Origin of the sequence: Enterobacter cloacae complex sp. P1B, from assembly GCF_014982345.1 — a bacterium.
Taxonomy (GTDB): Bacteria; Pseudomonadota; Gammaproteobacteria; order Enterobacterales; family Enterobacteriaceae; genus Enterobacter; species Enterobacter bugandensis.
In genome coordinates, this window is the sequence record NZ_JADCLF010000013.1 from 753,577 (window position 1) to 772,280 (window position 18,704).

The following is an 18,704-nucleotide window of genomic DNA, read 5'->3' on the forward strand; positions in this document are numbered from 1 at the left end:
TTATTGATAACTCATTGTAATAACTATCGCCGTATTAATTGAACCAGGCGTTGTATTACCATGAAGAGAATATGCGCCAACTTTAAACGCCATCGATGCTGTACGGTCGCTCTGGACAGTTTTAAAGACTGTAGTGCCAGGACCTAAATAATCACCAGTTACGCCATCATACAAAACAACAGAGGCATTCCCTGCCGTACCTGAATTCTCATAAAGGTTAGGTGAGTCGTGGGATGCAAGACCACCAATATCTGCTCTGACAGTACTTGTGCCTGTTGGGCAGTTTGTGACTGTCAATGTAAACGGCACTGCAGTAGATGATGAGCCAGGAGCTGCGAGTGCTGTTGCCTGAATATTACCTAAATCAACATAAAGGCTGTTTGCTCCTCCGTTGACAATACAGGGTGACGCCACGATATTACCAGTCACGTTAATATTTACCGCATCTGCTGAATAAGACAAAATCGGTATCATTGCGGACAAGCTCAGGACTAAACATTTAATATTCACATTTATCCCCTTATTGATAGGTAATGTTCAACGTTGCTGTTGCATTTGCTGTTCCGGGTAAAACAGCTGATTTAGTCTGATAATAACGTGCCACGATTGGGAATGACTCCAACCCACCCCCAGATTGCTTAAGGAAAACAGTATTATTAAGATTGAGAGGTGTACCTCCATATAATATTTGCACCCCGACACCTTGCGCTACTCCCGGCCCCCCTTGACCCGATAAGGCTAAAACACTTGTATTGACCACATCAGGATTTTGCTGTCCACTCAAAGAAATATTGATATTTGCTCCAGGATTGCACGTTAGTCCGAGAGTCTGGGTAACCTGAGCATTGGCTGGCGTAGTACCTACTGTTGAACCAAAACTTGTCGCGGGGATATTACCTATTGGGAAACTCAGCGATCCCGAAGAAGTACTACAAGCAAGTGTTGTAATGCTCCCTCCAGTAATATTCCATGTCGCGATGAAAAATTGGTTCGAAATAGATACGTTAGCAATTTGTCCACTGCGAAGTGCACCGGATACAGCGGGAGCGGTTGTCCTTACCAACTCAACTTTATACATATAAGACGCACTATAGCTGCCAATAGTGAACGACATTGGAAAGTAGTGGTGGAAACCGCCGCCTGTATCATTTTCTGAAACACGCACACCATAGCCACTCACGCCTATATCATAGAGGCTGTTCCCCAGAGAACTACCGCTCATCGCTTCCTGGTAAGTATTCGCAGAATCAGTACATGAGTAATTCACATTGTAAATACCCGATTGTGCAGCAACAACCGTTCCCGGCGCCACATCGCGCTGCGCAGTAATGTTACTAAAATTTAAATTAAAGTTTTGCGCAGAGATATTGTTTGTGCAGCCAGCAAAGCTTTCTACGGATATTAACGTCAAAATCAACAGCAAAAAAATTTTAAGCAGATTCATTTTGTTTCCTATCGACAAACAGTACTGACAACCGCAATGTTATTTTTAACATCGGAAGGTTTTAAAACGTATGAGGCTTTACACTGCTTATCACTACCCTCACCCCATTGCGCGATAAGGTCGACATTCTCGCCTAAGCCTGTGAGATAAACCTGCCCATTATCGCCGACAATAAAGCCGCTATTTTTAATACCACCCACGCTGACAATCGCCCCAAAGGGAATGTGCTGTCCGTTACCGCGCAATAACGTAAACAATGCACGCTGACCAACGTTGGCAGTATATTCAGCGCGAACAATAGCTCCGCGAGTCGGCACAACGGTCCGGGTCGTGAGATCCAGTTCTACATCATCGGACATACTTTCTGGGTCGATTACGATATCGTTTTTACGGTAGACGTTGACGTTATTTACCGTTGTATATCCCCGATAGTCCGTTTTCGCGCCCGTTTGGTTTCGCACTGTCAGACCTTTCGCCCCAGGCACTTTAACCAGGACGTTCGTTTCACCCAGCGGTTGCGATAACGTCACGCCGTCAGCATGCGCAATAACCCCGCCCTGGATTCCGTAGTTCAGACGCTCATTGTTCTGGTCGTAGCTGTACCCTGCCGTCACCTCACCATAGGTACCCTTGTAATCACCGTTTACGTTGCCGCTGTATCCGACATTATCGCTGCCATAGCCCTGCTGAACGTTCCAGTTCAGGGCATTGTTTTCCAGCGCGGTCCCGTTGATGCCAACCGTATGAGTCGTTCCGCTATTTTTACTGTTATTAACGCTGTAGTTTGCCCACGTCTGCGGCAGGAATTTATCCAGCGGCACGCTGATGTTAAACGCCACCATCCGGTCTTTGTCATAGCTCGTAGGGTTACCGTAGGTACCAGGCGTCCCGTTACGCGTTGAGGTATACGTCAAACCATAGCTGATGCCGTTCCAGAAATTGTTATACCCCAGACTCCAGGACTCCATGGCTCGCCCGGAGTTCCAGTAATCTTCGCAAACGGCGCTCACCATGATCGAGCCTAATGAACCGCCCAGAGACTGGTTCATCGTCAGCTCCATACGGTTACGACGTCTGTTTTGCATCACACCGTTATCGCCATATGAATCAAGCACTTCCTGCATACCGTAAAAGCCTTTGGTCGAATAGCGGTAGCCTGCAATAGCAAAGTTAGTGCCGGTGTCGACAAAGTTCTTACTGTAGCGTGCTCGCCAGGACTGGCCGCTATCGCTCGGCAGATTTTGTGGGGTGGACCATGCCTGAATGACGTCGACAGAAACTGCGCCGAGGTCACCCATATTCTTGCCCATACCGGCAGCGATCGACTGGTAGTGACTCGACGTTTGACCACCGCCGTACGCCGTTAAGCCATACGGTAAGCCATAGATGCCCGTAATTTGCGCAAACGGTGTCTTGTCTACGCTACCGTTATAGGAACGATATTGCCCACCCGTGACGGCGTACTTGAATCGGCCTTCACGCTGTAGTACGGGCAGTGAAGCATAAGGGACGGTGAATTGTTGAATGCTACCGTCAGCCTCTTTAATTGTTACCTGCAGATCGCCCGCCCCCCCGGTCGGATACATATCCGTGATCTCGAAGGCGCCAGGCGCAACGTAGGTCTGGTAAATCTCATACCCATTCTGACGGACAATGACCTGCGCATTGGTACGCGCGATACCGCGGACGACGGGTGCGTACCCCTTGAGGGAGTCAGGTTGCATGTCATCATCTGAGGCCAGTTGCGCACCGCGGAACGGCATACTGTCAAAGACATCGGCAGGCGCAGTGCTGTCCCCGAGGGTCATCTGCGCTTTTAACGGAACGATCGCGCGCTGGGCGTAGGTATAAACGCTGTCCCATTTGTCCTTGCCATCTTCATCCCGTGACCAGGTCGTGTAATTGCGCAGACGCCATGGCCCGATATTGATTCCCGGACGTAAATTAGCGTACTGCGTGTTGCTGGTATCACTGCTCCCGTTGCGCGAGCGGTTGTTAGCGCCACTCAGGCTGTAGTTGAGCAGTGCAGCCGTGATTCCGTCATCCCACTGTTCTGGTGGAACGTATCCGCGGGCCTGACGAGAAATCGCCGCCTGCGGAATGCTGATGAGCAGACGCTGTGCGCCAAACTGGAATTCAGTGGATCCGGAAGGTATCGCGTGCAGGTTTGCACAACGTTCGTTGTCCACCGCAAGCGCCGGGAAAAGCTCGGTTTTTACGCCCCACTCTTTAAGCTGCTCCACGGTCAGACAAGGTTCTAATTTCCCCTCATCATTGGGAGCACCAGAGGTTTTGAATTCGATATCGCGCGTATCAACAAGTTCGTTATCCAGCATCACATCGACGTGATAAGTTCCCGGCGCCTGCGAGCCCGCTTCAAACGCAGCGAGATCGGCTTTACCTCCATTTTGCGGATTATCGAGCTCAACCAGGTCCGGGTTGAAGTAATCACGCGCCATGGCATTCTGCATTGAGCCAGCAAGGGCAAATGCAATCAGTAAAGCCAATCGCGCAGGTTTAAAATTATTATATTCCCTTACTATCATCATTCACGTCACCTTGGAAACGACATTCCAAAACCAATTATTTTCACAAGCTTGCGCTTTGCACGTCACTCACCGCTCCATAATCATTAATGACTTTATAATTAACAGAGGTTGAGTTAGCGCCAGCAGGTAGCGTGAAATTCATTGATTCCCCAGGAAGTACATACGAAACATTTTCAATTTTTTTACCGCCCAGACTGATTTCATTAAAGTTAATGACATAGCTGGTTGGGTTGGTAACCTGAAGTTGATTACCATTTCGACGCCAGGTTAACTGATGACTCAACTCCTGCGGCTGCTGAGACTTTAAGCCTGCAGGACGGTATATCAGCTTAATACGCGTTTTAATCGCTATTTGCAGCGTATTATCTTTTTTGGGCGCTGACGGTATCGCTTTAATATTCAGCCAGTAGAGACTTTCCTTATCCTGCGGCAAGTTGCCAGTCACCACAACACGCTCAATGTTTTGCTGACCGCCATCGAGTCGATACAACGGAGGGGTAATAATAAAAGGAGCTTTCTCAGCGCCACCATTTAATGTCTCAACCCATGACTGAATAAGGTACGGCGTCTTATCCGGGTTGTTAACATCAATGGAAGCTTCTTTTTTATTGCCATCATAGACGACACGCGTTCCGCCAATAATAACACCCGCATTGGCGGCGGACACGCTTGCTGAAATCACTGCGCAGGCAATTAAAGTTTTGCTAAGAAAATTCATTTTACACCTCGATAAAAAAGGGCCGTATACCGGCCCTCATATATTTTTCCGGTCAGGAAGATTACTGGTAGCTAACGGAGAAGTTAGCTACACCGTTTGCTGGACCTACGCCAACAGTTGCTGACGTTGCTTCGTACTGAGCAAAGAAGTCCAGCGTGTTTGGTACAGTTTCAGCCAGGCTGTAAACGTGGGAATTAACGCCCGCCAGCGGCAGGTCCTGGCTATCAGCCGTCATCAGGTTAATGGCAACGCCCGTTGCGCCACCGGTTACAGCCAGCAGGTTGGAGTTTGCTGGGTCCGCAGAACCGTCAAACTTGATGGTTGCGCCTGTTACGGTTGCCGGGCAGTTGGTCAGCACGATTGAGAATTTAGTCGCAGCGGTTTTATCGCCAGCAGCGGTAAATTCAGATTTGCTGTAACGGCCCAGATCAACGGTCTGGTTTACAGAACCCGCGTCAACGGTGCACGCTGCGTCGATGATTTCACCGGTGAAATTAACGGTACCAGCAGAAGCGAATGCATTAGACATGGTTATAGCAGCAGTCGCAGCGAAAGCAGCAGCAATAATATTCTTTTTCATGATTTAATTTCCTTAATAACTTTATAAATTACCGAAATTTAGGCAGCAACATCCAGATGGATTTAGGCCATTTATTTTTTGCGCCAGACATCTCATTTCCAACGTGCAGTAAGCAGAACGCAAAGATATTTATTCGATAACTTTGTTTTCACCCTCTCACTTGCTGAAGCGAAATTTACAGAAGTTTAATTTTTTCGACAATTGGTTTTTAGCCCAACAGTAGACTTTAATGTTAACTATTTTTTAACACGTAAAACTTGTTTAACTGGGCCATTTTAAATTATTAAATATTTGTTAATGGTCGAGTCCATTATGAAATCAACCTATTATTTATTTATACTCCCCTCGGATAGATAATCTCTCACGCATCTTTTGACAAACATAAAGAGCGTCTGGAGGGATTAATATGAATACTAAAATGTCAACGGGAGAAATCACTGAGGTTACTCCTGCACATGCATTTAAGCCCGTTGATGATATCAATAAAATTATTGAACAAATCGCTCCCTTTGCCACGCGTTTTAATGCGAATAAAGGCGAAGTCCTGCGCTATCATTCCGGTAAAAAAAGAACCTGTTACATACTTCATCAAGGTGGTGTCACGCTGAACCGACGAGGGGATGGTATGGTGCTTAACTCTGAACAAGCGACTTTCATTATGGGTATCAGTAATCAGTTCTCACAGACCGAAAACCTGTACGTCAGAGTGAATGAAAATGCTGTGATGAGCCGCCTTTCTCTGGAACGTTTCAATCTGCTGATCGAGAGTTTTGGACTGTGGGAGAGTTTGTGCAAATTAGTGATTTACACCGCTTCTCGCGTTTACGAGCACTGCACACTGATATCACAGATGTCCTCATATGAAATAATCCGGTTCCAGTTGCTTGAACTGATGAACGAATCGGAGCGTATCCGCAGCAATATTACCGCAGCAAATTACATCCAAAGCAGAACGTATCTTTCTCGTAGCGGCATAATGCGGATCCTTGCAGAACTTCGGGATACCGGATGCGTTGAACTTAAACGCGGTATTTTGATTTCTATCAATCACTTACCTTTGAAATACTGAACAAAACGGGCGCTTAGGGAGACTCGGCAGGATCCACGCTATACTGAATCCCATGACTACTGGAAGGTTTGACGGACAGGCGCGCGTATGCTCGATGACTTCTCCACAAAATGGGTATGTGATCCTTCATCAGCGACAACATTGCTGATCGATTATCTTCAACATGGTTCAGATTTGAAAAAAGTGCTTCCACGCCGTCGATTAAATTTTGTGGTTGGCAATGATCGTCTCTGTTATGTATTGCTCAAAGGACGTGTCATGATACACCGTAGCAACCACGATTTAGCGATGGCTACGGTTCAAGGGCCCGCGGTGATCGGCCTCAGCAATTTGTATCAGACCCAGATGCGCGGCTATATCAAGACATTCAATAACTGTGACATCGTCATCCTTAAAATGGATTTTGTTAATGAGACGGTTAAGCGTCATAACCTTTGGGAGCCTTTGGCATATCATCTGATGAGCCTGGCAGGTAAGCTCTTTCACAGTTATGAAGATTTAACGGGCCCTTCCGCTTATGATATTGTCATCGCCCAACTTTATGCGCTCTCAAACGAAGAACCCTCGTTCAGGCTCAGTGTTACTGCTGAAAGTTATATTAGAGATAAAACCCACCTGTCCCGGAGTGGCGTGATGCGTATACTGTCGGCATTAAAAGAAGGGGGCTATATCGACATGCAAAGAGGTGTGTTACTTAATATTATTAAGCTGCCTGAAAAATTTTGATAGAGCATTGCCAGGTTATACATAATCGTTTTCCAGGAAATCGCGAAGCTGGTTGGGTTGGCTCTTTTTCTCCATCAACCTTCTCAGCAATGCGATCAGCTCGTAATCGCTGCGCAGATTAAATTTTTGCATCATCATATATTTATGGGTAAAGACCGTTTTCTCGCTCATCTCCAGCGCGTGCGCGATCTGCACAACCGACAGCCCTCTGTAAAAATTCACCATAATGCGAATTTGTTGCCGGGATAAACCTTTATGCTGGCAGTCGAAACAGTTCCTTTTAGTCCACTTGTAACCCGGTAGTTGCGTCCTGAACCACGCGATAAACAGATCACCACTGATACGATCAAGCGATGCACGGCGAGAGAGAAAAATGATGTCCTGAAAGCAGGAGGGCGACGCTGAAAATCGCAGCTCATCGTCGACGAAGCCTATCACAATCCCTTTTTTCCGGGCCAGTAACTCGGGAAAACAGGTCAGTGTTTCACCCTGACACAATGACAGAACAATAATATCAGCCTGACTGACGTTTTCATGGGTCAGGTCAAGATTAAAGGTGATGGCGCGATTAAAGTTTTGCTTAAAAAAATTCTCTAAAAAGTTCTGTAGCCCAGCCTGAAAAAACAGATCCGTTTCCTGAATCAGAATATTTAACATAGTTCATACCAATGTCTTTAAGAGATACGTATCACTGTCATTTAGTTGTACTGCATGGTCATCACAACAACGGCACTGATACTTCCGGGCGTAACACCGCCTGGAGCGGATTTGACCCAGGCCTGCATGGGCATCGTGGCAGTGCTGTCTGCCGCAATAGCCTTTGTGATACTGGAGCCCGTCCCTTTAAGCGAGCCGGTCGCGGCGTCACTCATCGCGACGGCAACGCCAGTGGCCGTTCCGCTGTTCATGTAGTAGTCCGCGCCTGCTGCGGGATCCGGGTTACCTGCGAACGTCACCGTGACGCTGCGGGTTCCCAGCGGACAGCTTGTAAAGAGCAGATTGAACGCAACCGGATCGGACGTGGATCCTGGCGTCGCCATATTGGAAGCCTGAATATTGCCGAGGTTAATATCCAGATTCGTATTCCCGCCATTAAATATGCAGGGCGATGCCACGATATTCCCCGTTACGCCGATATTGACCGCATCGCCGGAAAACACCTTCCAGCTCAACAAGGCAAGCAGGAGCGTTTTTTTGTGCGCTATTTTCATCTTCTCACCTGCTACTGGTAGGTTATATTAAGCGTGGCCGAGGCGTTGGCCGTTCCCGACTGAACGGTCCCCTGCGTTTGATAATAACGGGCCGTTAACGGGAGCGTTTCGACTCCACCCGCGGACTGTTTTAATAGCAGGCGACTGTTCATGGCCAGCGGCGTACCGTTATAGATGAGCTGAACGCCCACCCCTTTTGCCGTTCCTGAATTACCCTGCCCCGTCAGGGCCATCACGCTGGTATTGCCGCTATCCGGATTTTGAATGCCGCTCAACGTGACGTTTATATTGGTCCCGGCGCTGCAGTTTAATCCGAGGTTCTGCGTATTTTGCGCGCCTGCCGGCGACGTTCCCACACCGCCAGTAAAGGAAGAGGCGGGTATATTTCCAATGGCGAAGGTTAATTGTGGCGTATTAATCGTACACGCCAGGGCATTGATCGTGCCGCTGGTCAACTGCGTTGTCAGGCCATCGCGATAAATAGCGTCGCTGCCCTGAAGGGTTACCACGCCGATGACGCCGGGCGTGAGCGCCCCGGATGAAACCGGCCCGGTCACCACCAGTTCAATTTTTCCGCCATACCAGTCGACGTAGGAGGTTTGCGCGTTGTATGAGAAGGTATTGCTCGGGTTATCAAAATAGTTGTTCGATGAAAATCGAATCCCAATCCCGCTGACGTTGGTATTGTAAACATGATTCCCATAGGTGCTGAGCGTGGCGCTGTTATACCGCATGCTAAAACCCAGCATTAATGGATTGCTGCAGCCGGTCAGATAGGACCCCGTATTTGACGCCGCACCGGAGAATATCACCGTTCCCACAGGCGCATCGCGCTGCACGTTGAGGGTGCCCACCGACAGAGAAGACGTTTGCGGCACGATCGTCGTGCACGTCCCGGCCCAGGCACCATTCCAGCCCGCCAATAAACAGAGCAACAGCAAAAATTTCATCGTTTTCATCTTAATGTTCCCGACGACAAAGGGCGTTAACGAGGGTGACGCCACCATAGGTGGCCTGTTTCGGCAGCGTGAAATCCGCGCGACACTGCTGGCCGGACTGATTTCCCCACGCCACGATCAGCGTCCCCTGCTCGCTCATGCCGGTTAAATAGACTTGTCCGCGATCGCCGACGATAAAACTACTGTGACCGTCTCCGGCGAGCGTCACCATCGCCCCAAATGGAACGAATCGACCGTCGTCCATCAGGGTCATCAGCACCTTGCGCCCCACTTTAGAGAGATAATCTGCCCTGACCACCGCGCCTCGCGTTGGCGTGACCGTGCGCGTATTGATCTCCAGTTCCACGTCGTCAGACATATTTTCCGGATCGAGCGTGAGGTCGTTTTTGCGGTACACGGAGAGGTTGCTCACCACCGTATAGCCCCGGTAGTCCGTTCGCATACCGGACTGGTTTCGAATATCCACCCCGTGGGCGCCAGGTGCCTTAATCAGGGCATTGGTTTCCCCCAGCGGCTGGGAAAAGGTGATGCCGTCCGCGTGGGCCAGGATGCCCCCCTGCAGGCCGTAGTTCAGACGCTCGCTGTTCCTGTCGTAGCCATAGCCCGCCGTCACTTCGCCGTAGGTCCCTTTGTAATCCCCGTTCATGTTGCCGGTATATCCCACGCCGTCCGTGCCGTAGCCCTGCTGCACGTTCCAGTTAAGGGCGTTGTTTTCCAGGGCCACGCCGTTCATGCCCAGGCTGTGCGTAGTGCCGTTATTCTTGCTGGCGTTCATGCCATAGTTCGCCCACGTCTGCGGGAGGAATTTCTCCAGCGGCACGCTGACGTTAAACGCCAGAAGCTGGTCGTGGTCGTACGTTTTACTGCTCCCGGTGCCATAAGAGGCTGCGCTGGCGTTTTTGCTGTATGTCCAGGTCACGCCATAGCTGATGTTATGCCAGTAGTTGTTATACCCGACGCTCCAGGACGCCATTGATTTGCCCGAATTCCAGTAGTCTTCCCGCGCGGCGCTGAGGGTCAGGGACCCCAAATCCCCGCCCAGCGTCTGGCTCATGGTCAATTCGGCGCGGTTACGCCGCCTGTCCTGCAGCGCGGTACTGTCTCCCCAGGAGTCCAGCACTTCCTGCATTCCGTAGTAGCCGCTGGTCGAATAGCGATACCCCGCAATCGAAAAGTTTGTTCCGGTATCAATAAAGTTCTTGCTGTACCGCGCGCGCCAGGACTGGCCGCTGGTTTTGGCCGTGTTATCCGGCGTAGACCAGGCCTGGGTTACGTCGGTGGAGATCGCACCAAAATCCCCCATGTTTTTACCCACCCCAACGGCGAGCGACCGGTACTTGCCCGATCCCTGCACGCCGCCGTATAGCGTCAGACCCTGCGGGAGACCATAAATACCGGTCAGTTGCCCGAAAGGCGTCTTTTCCACGCTGCTGTTATAGGCGCGATACTGGCCGCCCGTGATGGCATACTTCAGACGCCCTTCGCGTTGCAGCACCGGCAGAGAGGCGTAAGGCAGGGTGAAATGCTGTTCGCTTCCATCCGCTTCTTTGATTGTCACATCCAGATCCCCGGCACCGCCCGTCGGGTACATGTCTGTTATCTCGAACGCCCCCGGGGCGACGTAGCTCTGGTAGATCTGATAGCCATTCTGGCGCACCACCACCTGCGCATTCGTGCGCGCAATACCGCGAACCACGGGCGCGTAGCCTTTCAGGGAATCCGGCAGCATGTCATCGTCGGACGCCAGCTGGCCGCCGCGAAAAGGGATACTGTCAAACACGTCAGCCGGGGAGGAGCTGTCGCCGAGCGTCAGCTGCGCTTTCAGGGGAATAACGGCCCGCTGCGCATAGGTGTAAACGGTGTCCCATTTATCCTGACCCGACGCATCCCGGGACCAGGTGGTGTAGTTGCGCAGGCGCCAGGGCCCAATATTGATCCCCGGACGCAGGTTGGCATACTGGCTGTCCGTTCTGTTAGCCCCTCCGGTCTTCGCCCAGGAGTTGGCCCCGCTCAGGCTGTAATTGAGCATGGCGGCATTGATGCCCTCGTCCCACATTTCTGGTGGCACATAGCCACGCGCCGGTATATCAATAGCCGCCTGCGGAATACTGATAACCAGACGCTGCGCGTTGAACTGGAAATCCGTCGAGGCCAGTGGAATGGCCTTAAGATCGGCACAGTCGCTTTTCGCTGAGACCAGCTGTGGAAAGAGCGCTGTCTTAACGCCCCACTGTTTTAATTGTTCAATGCTCAGGCATGGCTGTAATACGTCATTTCCATCAGGCGTTTTTGCTGCGGCAAAGGTAATATCCCGGGTCTCCATGAGCTGATCGTCAAGAATAATATCAACATGGTACGTCCCCGGTGCCTGAGAGCCTGATTCAAATGCGGATAAATCGGCTTTCCCCATCCCTGGGTTGTCCAGCTCGACCAGTTCGGTATTAAACGTTTCGCTGGCATAAAGCGTGGGAGAAGACCCCGTCATTGCCAGGGCGATGAGTGTCGCCAGGCGTCGAGGACGTACTTTATATTGCTGTATTTTCATTGCTGATAACCTGAGTAATGCGGGTATTACCGTTTGTCAAAATCACAAACTGGCTTGATGCAACGCGCCGGGGCTTCCATAATCGTTGATAACTTTAAACGTCAACGTATTTCCGCTGGTTCCATGAGATAACGGGAACCGGACCGACGCGCCAGGTAATACATACGAAACATCATCCAGCCTTTTTCCGCCCACAGATATTTCATTAAAATTGATGACATAAGGTGTCGGATTCGTAACCTGAATTTCATTCCCGTTGCGTTGCCACGTTAATTTTCCGGCCTGATCTTCAGGCGTTGACGCGTGAAGATTAGCCGGGCGATAAATCAACTTGATACGCGTTTTCACCGCAATTTGCAGTGCGTTTGCCTGTTTCGTTGCAGAAGGAATGGCTTTTATATTGAGCCAGAATAAACTTTCTTGTTCCTGAGAGAGTGAACCTGTCATAACAATGCGTTCGATATTTTTCTGGCCGCCATCCAGTCGATAAAGCGGAGGCGTAATGATAAAAGGCGCTTTATCTGTTTTTCCCTCCGGCGCATCAATCCACGACTGAATTAAAAAGGGCGCGCTATCGGCATTGTCCACGCTAATGGTTGCTTCTTTTTTTGCACCGTCGAAAATAACGCGGGTGCCGCCAATAATGACCCCGGCATTGGCGATCGAAAATGTCAGCGGTAACGCTGCTGCGGCCAGACCGATTGTTGTGATAAAACGCATTGAATACCTCATAAAACAAAGGGGCCGGGTGGCCCCATACTGATTACTGCAAAAGACTTAGTTATAAATCACAGAGAAGTTAGCAACCGAGTTAGCCGGGCCCGCGGTCACTGATGCCGCAGTCGAAATATACTGGGCATAGAAGTTGAGCGTATTATCAGCGGTGCTGCTCAGCGCATAGGTATAGCTGTTGCTACCATGCAGCGGCAGATCGGCCTTATCCGCCGTCATCAGGTTGATGGCCACGCCCGTTGCTGCTCCCACAACGGAGGAATCAATCGCCAGCAGGCTTGCGTTGGTTAAATCTGGCGTGCCGTCAAAACGCACCTTCGCGGAGGTAACGGTCACCGGGCAGTTTTTCAGTACGATATTGAACTGCGTCGCTGCGGTTCGGGAACCCGTTGTCGGGAATTCCGTTTTGTAATAATCGCCGAGGACCACAACCTGATTCTGGGATGCCACATCCACATCGCAGGCATTATCCAAAATATTACCGTTAAAATTAACCGTACCTGCCGCCGCGAAAGCCTGAGTCATTGTCAATGCAGAGCCAGCCGCAAACATGGCAACAATAATTTTCTTTTTCATAAAGCCATTTCCTGTATTACTTTATTTATTACTGATATTCAGGCAAAACAGACGTTCCTCATTCTGCCATTCTTTTTTAGAGGCCATCAGAAACAAAATATCACTCTCATCGTGTCGAGCGTTTCAGATGGGTGTTTCTGTCGACGAGTCAAAATTTATACAACTCTTTTGTGCGAAACAATCCATTTTCAGGTCTAGCTGTAGACTGGGGTTTAACAAAAAATAAACATTTGAATCGTTCACTTTATCGCCAGTCTACTTTTAGACTTTCACCGTTTAACGATAAAATTCATAACGTTAAGATGCTCAACCCTTCCGGTCTATTATTAGACTTCCGAGTATTATTCCCTGCTTCGCTGCTTTTTAAGATAATTCTCCACGCTGATTGAATAACGATCGCATCTGTTGAAGTGAGGTATATTATGAACACGCGAATTGCAGCCGTATTAGACAATGAGAAATCGTCAGTGTTGGGATTAAAACCCCTAAGGCACATTGAGCGTTTAATTGATAATGTCCTTCCTGGCGCAGAGAAAATCATTCTTTCGAAAAGCGAAGTCGTACAATATTACCGAAATGACGAACGCCAATGTTTTATGCTGTTACACGGCAGCGTGGCGCTGCACCGCCGCGGCGACGGCATTGTGTTAAATTCAGAATCAGCGCCTTTTATACTGGGTGTCAGCAGTCAGTTTTCATCGGAACATCTTTACGTCAGGGCCCTGGAGACATCCGAATTAGCAAGCGTACCGCTGGAAACGTTTAACAACGTGGTTGCACAGCATGATCTCTGGGAACACTTTTCTAAATTGCTGATCTACACGGCATCGCGGGTGTACGAGCACTGCGCGCAAATATCACAGATGTCCGCCTACGATATCATCCGCTTTCAGCTGGTTGAATTAATGCAGGAGCCTGAGGCAATTCGACAAAACATCACCGCAGCGGCTTACATTAAAAGCCGTACCTACCTTTCCCGCAGCGGAATTATGCGGATTCTGGCAGAACTGCGTACGGGGAAATACATCACCATGGACCGTGGCGTGCTGATAGAAGTTAACCATTTACCCCGGAAGTACTGAAAGCACAATAATATCTGGAGATAGCGCGAGAGAAGAGCGAAACTATAAGCATAAGATTATCTTCCAGGTTTACGGCTATGTCCTCTACAGATAAATCGTCTCGCGGCTCCCCTTACGCCCAGGAACTGATCGCGCATCTGGAGCCTTATTGCACGGTGCGTCGAACGGGCCGCGGTGAACGACTTAACCTTGAGGTTAACGGTCAGGGGCTCTGTTATTTAATCCTCGAGGGGACGATTGCCATCTACCGCAGCAGCGATAGCATGATGCTTTCTACCGCCCGCAGCCCTGCCCTGTTTGGTCTTGCTAACCTGACGGACATCTATTTCAATGATTACCTCGTCACGGTGAGCCCTTGCCTGATTGGCAGTATCCCTACTGAACAGGTAGCTGACATTATCAAAGAAAAAGGGCTATGGGGGCTGCTCTCGAAACAACTGATGTTTGTCTATAGCCGGCTTTATAACAACGTGATGCCGCAGGGCGCACCGACGGCGTATGAGATGATTCGCCAGCAGCTCATAAAGCTGATGGAGGAAGATGAAAGTTATCGCAGCAGCGTAACGGCGGAAAGGTATATTCGGGAGAAAACCCAGCTCTCCCGCAGCGGCGTAATGCGCATTCTGGCGGATTTAAAAACCGGCGGATTTATCGAAATGGAAGAAGGCAGGCTTATTAAAATCAACAAGCTCCCCGCTAAATACTGAATGTCAGACACAAAAAAGGCCGCACTCGCGGCCTGTTCAACAACACTCACTCAATGGACGTGAACGCCCAACCGCCAGGCAAAGTAGATCTCTTCTTTCAGTTCATTCGAAGAGAGCGCCAGCAGATCCGTGAACTCCAGCTCAAGCTGTTTCAGCTTTTTCAGGTACTGCGCCGGAGACAGGTTGCTCTTATCGCGACGTAAATATTCAATTGCCAGCTGTGTTGGGGTTATTTCAGTATCCATGATGTCCTCGCTTATGTACAAATCCTGACCAGTATATCACAACACACTGGCTAGTTTTTGACCAAAGGCAATTCATCTGAAAACTTTACACGACCGCCGTCGTCAGACGCGACGAGCAGCACAGGCGTTCCTGCTCGTCGAGAATATCAATCTGCCACACCTGGTGGCGGCTGCCAGCATGCAGCGCGCGGCAGATACCGCGAACGCGCCCGCTGCGCACCGAGCGAATGTGGTTGGCATTAACCTCAAGCCCGACCACCTTCTGTTCGCCTTCGGTGCAGAGATATCCCGCGACGGAGCCCAGGGTTTCCGCCAGCACGACGGAAGCCCCGCCGTGCAACAGGCCAAACGGCTGATGGGTGCGACTATCGACAGGCATCGTCGCCTCCAGATCGTCTTCCCCAATGCGGGTGAACTGGATATCCAGTAGCCCCACCATATTCCCCTCGCCCATGGCGTTTAGCGCCTGCAGCGTGACGGCACGTTTCCAGATCATCCAATTATCTCCAGTAAAGCCTGTAATGGGTGGCGTACGCCGTTACCCTCAACCCGTTTCACCTGGCTGCGGCAGGAGTAGCCCGTCGCCAGGCAGCGGTTTCTTGGCAATCGCTGCATCGCCTGATGCCACGACAGCTCATAGATGCCGAGCGAGTTGGCGTGGTTTTTCACCTCGTGGCCGTAGGTGCCCGCCATGCCGCAGCAGCCCACGCTGACGCTCTCCAGCTTCGCTCCGAAACGCGCAAAAATAGACGCCCATTGCGCCGGGGCGCCGGGCAGCGCCGTCACTTCCGTACAGTGTCCGAACAGATACCACGGTTCACCGCCCGCCTCCTGAATGGCCTTCTCTTCCAGGGCTGCCGGCAGCCACTCGTGCACCAGCATGACGTGGAAATCGCCGCGCTTATCACCCAGCGTCTGCTTGTATTCATCGCGATAGCAAAGCACCAGCGCCGGATCGACGCCGACCATCGGCATCCCAAGTTCGGCGATCCGGTTGAGAAAATCAGCGGTTTTTTGCGCCGTTTTCGCAAAGCGGTTCAGGAAGCCTTTAATGTGCTGCGCCTTGCCGTTTGGCGAGAACGGCAGCACTACCGGCTGATAGCCCAGTTTTTCAACCAGGCGGATGAAGTCAGCGACCACCTGCGCGTCGTAGTAGCTGGTGAACGGATCCTGGACCACCAGCACCACCTTCGCTTTTTGCTCAGGAGTAAGCGCTTCGAGCTGCTCCAGGGTCATGTTCGCCGAGCGGTGGCCGACGAGCTGGCGCTGCAGCGACGGCACCGACAACAACGGCAGATCGACCATGCCGATATGCTTTTCGGAAAGCTTGCGCACCAGCGGCTGATTGATAAAGAAGTTGAAGGTCTTCGGCGCGCGCGCCATCAGCGGCGCGTAGCTTTCCACCGTCGCCACCAGATGATCGCGCACCGGACGCAGATAGCGGGTGTGGTAGAGCTGCAGGAAGCGCGAGCGGAATTCCGGCACGTCGATTTTAATCGGGCACTGGGTAGAGCAGGCTTTACAGGCCAGACAGCCGGACATCGCCTCTTTCACCTCATGGGAGAAATCATACTCGCCCTTATTGGCATGCCAGCTGTTGCGGGTGCGCTCAATCAGCGAGCGCAGGCTGGCTCGTTTTTCCGGCAGCTCCTGCTCCAGCTTCAGGGGATCGACGCCGCGGTCCGCCAGCAGACGCAGCCACTCGCGCACCAGCGTCGCACGCCCTTTCGGCGAGTGAATGCGGTTGCTGGTGATTTTCATTGACGGGCACATCGGGCTTTTCACGTCAAAGTTAAAGCACAGGCCGTTGCCGTTACACTCCATCGCACCGCGCCAGGACGAGCGCACCGCAATCGGAATCTGTCTGTCATACGTACCGCGCTTAACGGCATCCACCTGGAGCATCGGCGCGTCCGCCCCTTCAGGCGGGCAGATTTTCCCCGGATTGAGGCGGTTATCCGGGTCGAACGCCGCTTTGACCTTGCGCAGCTCCGCGTAAAGATGCTCCCCGAAGAACGCAGGGCTGTATTCCGCGCGGAACCCTTTCCCGTGCTCCCCCCACAGCAGACCGCCGTATTTGGCGGTCAAGGCCACGACGTCGTCGGAGATCTGCTTCATCAGGATCTCCTGCTGCGGGTCGCACATGTCCAGCGCCGGACGCACGTGCAGCACCCCGGCATCCACGTGGCCGAACATGCCATAGCTCAGGCCGTGGCTATCCAGCAGGGCGCGAAACTCCACGATATAATCCGCCAGATGCTCGGGCGGCACGCAGGTGTCTTCGGCAAACGGAATCGGCTTCGCCGCCCCTTTCGCATTGCCAAGCAGGCCCACGGCTTTTTTACGCATGGCGTAAATACGCTCGATACCGGCCAGATCGTGACAAAGCTGCCAGCCAATCACGCCGCCTTCGCCATGAGCAATCAGCTCATCCAGGCGCTGGCAGAGCGTCGTCACCTGGCTTTCAATCAGCTCCGCGTCATCACCGGCAAATTCCACGATGTTGAGGCCAAGCATCTCTTTGTCCGGCACGTCGGTAATCAGCTCGCGCACGGAGTGCCAGACGATATCTTCCCGCGCCAGATTCAGCACCTTAGAGTCGACGGTTTCCACCGACAGCGCCTGCGCTTCCACCATAAACGGCGCATTGCGCAGCGCGGAATCGAAGGAGTCATATTTGACGTTCACCAGGCGACGCACCTTCGGCAGGCGGGTGATATCCAGCCGCGCCTCGGTAATAAACGCCAGCGTTCCTTCGGACCCGGTCAGCACGCGGGTTAAATCAAACTGCGTCAGGTCGTCGTTAAACACGTGGCGCAGGTCGTAGCCCGTTAAGAAGCGGTTCAGTTTGGGGAACTTGTCGAGAATAAGCTGGCGGTTGTCGCGGCAGCGCTCCAGCACGGTGCGGTAGATGCGCCCGCTGGCGGTGTTATCTTTACCCAGCGTTTCCGCCAGTTCGACCGGCATCGGCTGGGTATCAAGGATATCGCCGCCTAACAATACTGCCCGCACGCCCAGCACGTGATCGGAGGTTTTACCGTAGACCAGCGACCCCTGCCCGGAGGCATCGGTGTTGATCATCCCCCCGATGGTTGCTCGGTTGCTGGTGGAGAGTTCAGGGGCAAAAAAGTAGCCGTAAGGCTTGAGGTACTGATTAAGCTGATCTTTGATAACGCCCGCCTCAACCCGCACCCATCCCTCTTCGGGGTTGATCTCAATGATGCGGTTCATATAGCGCGACATATCAATAATGATGCCCTGGTTCAGCGCCTGACCGTTGGTTCCGGTGCCACCGCCGCGCGGCGTGAAGACCAGAGAGGCAAACCGCTCCTGCGTTGCCAGCCGGGCGATAAGCGCCACGTCGGCCGTGGAACGAGGGAAAACGACCGCATCGGGAAGAAGCTGGTAGATACTGTTATCGGTTGCCATCGTCAGCCTGTCGGCATAGTTCGTGGCGGTATCACCTGTAAAACCCTGTTGCTCCAGTGCCTGCAAAAAATTAAGCACCAGCTGAACGACGCCAGGTGCCTGAGAAATCTGTGGGATCATTACTGTCGACCC

18 protein-coding genes are annotated in these 18,704 nt (G+C 51.6%); 4 read left to right on the forward strand and 14 right to left on the reverse strand.

Annotation, left to right across the window (positions count from 1 at the left end; all coding sequences use genetic code 11):
• The 5 genes from INF77_RS16430 to INF77_RS16450 all read right to left on the reverse strand — a co-directional run bounded on the left by INF77_RS16430 (nucleotide 1) and on the right by INF77_RS16450 (nucleotide 5,291).
• Nucleotides 1-510 (reverse strand): fimbrial protein, encoded by a 510-nt coding sequence (locus INF77_RS16430; RefSeq protein ID WP_126326128.1) that lies wholly within the window; start codon nucleotides 508-510, stop codon nucleotides 1-3.
• A 10-nt stretch (nucleotides 511-520) separates the two neighbouring features.
• The gene (locus INF77_RS16435) at nucleotides 521-1,444 is read right to left on the reverse strand and encodes a fimbrial protein (RefSeq protein ID WP_072058753.1); all 924 of its coding nucleotides are present in this window, start codon (nucleotides 1,442-1,444) and stop codon (nucleotides 521-523) included.
• A gap of 8 nt (nucleotides 1,445-1,452) precedes the next feature.
• The gene (locus INF77_RS16440) at nucleotides 1,453-3,993 is read right to left on the reverse strand and encodes a fimbria/pilus outer membrane usher protein (protein WP_227413900.1); all 2,541 of its coding nucleotides are present in this window, start codon (nucleotides 3,991-3,993) and stop codon (nucleotides 1,453-1,455) included.
• 40 nt (nucleotides 3,994-4,033) lie between these two features.
• Complete coding sequence (locus INF77_RS16445) at nucleotides 4,034-4,711, reverse strand: molecular chaperone (protein WP_028012853.1); 678 nt, start codon at nucleotides 4,709-4,711, stop codon at nucleotides 4,034-4,036.
• Nucleotides 4,712-4,772: 61 nt separating this feature from the next.
• Nucleotides 4,773-5,291, reverse strand: a complete 519-nt coding sequence (locus tag INF77_RS16450; RefSeq protein ID WP_193531758.1) for a fimbrial protein — start codon at nucleotides 5,289-5,291, stop codon at nucleotides 4,773-4,775.
• Nucleotides 5,292-5,697: 406 nt separating this feature from the next.
• Between INF77_RS16450 and INF77_RS16455 the strand changes: the two genes are divergently transcribed.
• A complete protein-coding gene (locus tag INF77_RS16455; RefSeq protein ID WP_047368376.1) occupies nucleotides 5,698-6,360 on the forward strand; it encodes a winged helix-turn-helix transcriptional regulator in 663 nt (220 codons plus the stop codon).
• 87 nt (nucleotides 6,361-6,447) lie between these two features.
• Nucleotides 6,448-7,086 (forward strand): helix-turn-helix domain-containing protein, encoded by a 639-nt coding sequence (locus INF77_RS16460; protein WP_080461416.1) that lies wholly within the window; start codon nucleotides 6,448-6,450, stop codon nucleotides 7,084-7,086.
• Between the two features lie 15 nt (nucleotides 7,087-7,101).
• Here the strand turns inward: INF77_RS16460 and INF77_RS16465 are convergent, their stop codons facing one another.
• From INF77_RS16465 to INF77_RS16490, 6 genes are read right to left on the reverse strand one after another with little or no spacing between them, the layout of a single operon-like run.
• On the reverse strand, nucleotides 7,102-7,743 hold the full coding sequence (locus INF77_RS16465; protein WP_063153871.1) for a LuxR C-terminal-related transcriptional regulator: 642 nt from the start codon (nucleotides 7,741-7,743) through the stop codon (nucleotides 7,102-7,104).
• 41 nt (nucleotides 7,744-7,784) lie between these two features.
• Nucleotides 7,785-8,297 (reverse strand): fimbrial protein, encoded by a 513-nt coding sequence (locus tag INF77_RS16470; RefSeq protein ID WP_048960400.1) that lies wholly within the window; start codon nucleotides 8,295-8,297, stop codon nucleotides 7,785-7,787.
• Between the two features lie 11 nt (nucleotides 8,298-8,308).
• Nucleotides 8,309-9,256: a fimbrial protein gene (locus INF77_RS16475; RefSeq protein WP_193532766.1), complete on the reverse strand. Its 948-nt coding sequence runs from the start codon at nucleotides 9,254-9,256 to the stop codon at nucleotides 8,309-8,311.
• A gap of 1 nt (nucleotide 9,257) precedes the next feature.
• Nucleotides 9,258-11,801, reverse strand: a complete 2,544-nt coding sequence (locus tag INF77_RS16480; RefSeq protein ID WP_193532765.1) for a fimbria/pilus outer membrane usher protein — start codon at nucleotides 11,799-11,801, stop codon at nucleotides 9,258-9,260.
• A 42-nt stretch (nucleotides 11,802-11,843) separates the two neighbouring features.
• Nucleotides 11,844-12,521, reverse strand: coding sequence for a molecular chaperone (locus tag INF77_RS16485; protein WP_193532764.1), 678 nt, complete (start codon nucleotides 12,519-12,521; stop codon nucleotides 11,844-11,846).
• A gap of 57 nt (nucleotides 12,522-12,578) precedes the next feature.
• The gene (locus INF77_RS16490; RefSeq protein WP_028012844.1) at nucleotides 12,579-13,109 is read right to left on the reverse strand and encodes a fimbrial protein; all 531 of its coding nucleotides are present in this window, start codon (nucleotides 13,107-13,109) and stop codon (nucleotides 12,579-12,581) included.
• A 422-nt stretch (nucleotides 13,110-13,531) separates the two neighbouring features.
• Here INF77_RS16490 and INF77_RS16495 point away from each other — a divergent pair, with 422 nt between their 5' ends.
• Entirely contained in the window at nucleotides 13,532-14,191 is a 660-nt protein-coding gene (locus INF77_RS16495) for a winged helix-turn-helix transcriptional regulator (protein WP_063942603.1), read from the forward strand.
• 77 nt (nucleotides 14,192-14,268) lie between these two features.
• A complete protein-coding gene (locus tag INF77_RS16500; RefSeq protein ID WP_150143549.1) occupies nucleotides 14,269-14,898 on the forward strand; it encodes a helix-turn-helix domain-containing protein in 630 nt (209 codons plus the stop codon).
• 50 nt (nucleotides 14,899-14,948) lie between these two features.
• Here the strand turns inward: INF77_RS16500 and INF77_RS16505 are convergent, their stop codons facing one another.
• The 3 genes from INF77_RS16505 to INF77_RS16515 form a co-directional block, all read right to left on the reverse strand.
• A complete protein-coding gene (locus tag INF77_RS16505) occupies nucleotides 14,949-15,143 on the reverse strand; it encodes a YdiH family protein (protein WP_003857766.1) in 195 nt (64 codons plus the stop codon).
• 85 nt (nucleotides 15,144-15,228) lie between these two features.
• Nucleotides 15,229-15,639 carry a 1,4-dihydroxy-2-naphthoyl-CoA hydrolase gene (gene menI, locus INF77_RS16510; RefSeq protein WP_193532763.1) on the reverse strand — a complete coding sequence of 137 codons (411 nt, stop codon included), beginning with the start codon at nucleotides 15,637-15,639 and terminating at the stop codon, nucleotides 15,229-15,231.
• Nucleotides 15,636-18,692 carry an FAD-binding and (Fe-S)-binding domain-containing protein gene (locus INF77_RS16515; RefSeq protein ID WP_193532762.1) on the reverse strand — a complete coding sequence of 1,019 codons (3,057 nt, stop codon included), beginning with the start codon at nucleotides 18,690-18,692 and terminating at the stop codon, nucleotides 15,636-15,638. The genes menI and INF77_RS16515 overlap by 4 nt, the downstream gene beginning before the upstream one ends.
• Between the last annotated feature and the right edge of the window lie 12 nt (nucleotides 18,693-18,704).